The organism is Pseudomonas sp. DrBHI1 (assembly GCF_002205115.1).
In the GTDB taxonomy this organism is placed as follows: Bacteria; Pseudomonadota; Gammaproteobacteria; order Pseudomonadales; family Pseudomonadaceae; genus Aquipseudomonas; species Aquipseudomonas mosselii.
This window is the reverse complement of record NZ_NIBE01000103.1, coordinates 1-1,239: the sequence shown is the minus strand read 5'-3', so window position 1 is coordinate 1,239 and position 1,239 is coordinate 1. Positions and strand designations below refer to the sequence as shown.

At 48.8% G+C, this 1,239-nt stretch carries 1 protein-coding gene and 1 pseudogene; both read right to left on the bottom strand.

All coding sequences use genetic code 11. The features are described 5' to 3' along the window. Window positions 1-825: hypothetical protein (locus CC207_RS20860; RefSeq protein ID WP_088852687.1), on the bottom strand; the 825-nt coding region annotated here is incomplete at its 3' end. Further along, window positions 825-1,239: pseudogene (locus tag CC207_RS27025) on the bottom strand (hypothetical protein); the annotation flags it as partial. The pseudogene CC207_RS27025 and the gene CC207_RS20860, both read right to left, overlap by 1 nt.

Here is a 1,239-nt window from a genome sequence, read left to right as displayed (position 1 = left end):
TTCGAACTGAGGCGTGAAGGCTTGCCAGGGCCAAGGGAAGTGCGAGGTGATGTGGGGGCGCGGTAGCCCCTCCGGTCCGTCATCCATGAAGCGGCGGATAAACTCCCATTCGGCTTGAATCTCCGCGAAATTATTGGCGGATTTGCCGACCCAGATCAGTTCAGGACGCAGTGTGCCAGTAAAAACGGGCGACCATGTGAGTTCCAGCGGCATGCCCATGCCACCTGGTGGTGCATACTTTTTATCAGAGCCGCTGGACGATACGCCGTTCCACGGGAGCGTGACGATCCCTCCGCAGTATGGCGGGCGGTGGAGGTAGACTTGTTGGGTGGTGCGGTTGAAGCGTATCAACAGGTGGCGTGATGTAAACATCTCAAAGCGTGTGAAACGGAAACCATACTTTAGGTAAATCCATAAAAGCCATGGATCCAAGCAGAGAAAGAAAATTGTGGTGATTAGGAGTTCTCCATACGGTTCACCTTGATAATTGTAGGCTAATGCGATTAATTCCTTAATGGAATCAGTGGTGAAATATAACTCGAATGTGATTACCGCTATGATTGCAAGGGAAAGGATGGTGATCAAGCCACGTTTGTCCTCCCACATGCCGCAGCGCATTTCGAGCACATGCTCGTTGTACACGTAGACTGGGCCACGGCTCTTTGGGGTTTCGCATACTGATTTTTTTGCAGCTGCAACGTATTCTTCGTCTTCGCTTTCGTAAACCCCTCTATTTTTGATTGTTTTGTTCTGTTTTTTAAAGGCTTCGCGTTTCTCTTTAGGGTGTATGGCTGCCAGCCATGAGAACCACTCAATAAAATACATTAGATCACCTCGCTCATGGCATTAAACAACGCTTTGAGCTCTTCGGCGTCCTTTAGGTATCCTTTGTCGGATGGTTTAAGGCGGAAACAGCATTTGCTACACCACTTCTCCAATGCGTCGTCATCGATAATGAGTAAGGTTACAGTGGTGCCTAATATAATAGCGCCGCCTATCCAGCTCAAGCGGCTCAGAAACATCATGGCGGCACGGTTGGCTGCCAATTCTGCGGAGAGTGTGGATAAAGTGGAGAATAAGCTGCTTTTCCATGTTTGATTGGCACTCATTGATAGCCATTGGAAAAACGCACTCGCTTTTGAAAACGCAATTCCTCCCTGCCCCAGAATTAGGGCAATCGTAGATACAGCTCTTGTCCTGTATGCTGCGGCAAGCATTGATTTGGATCTGATTTTTGCT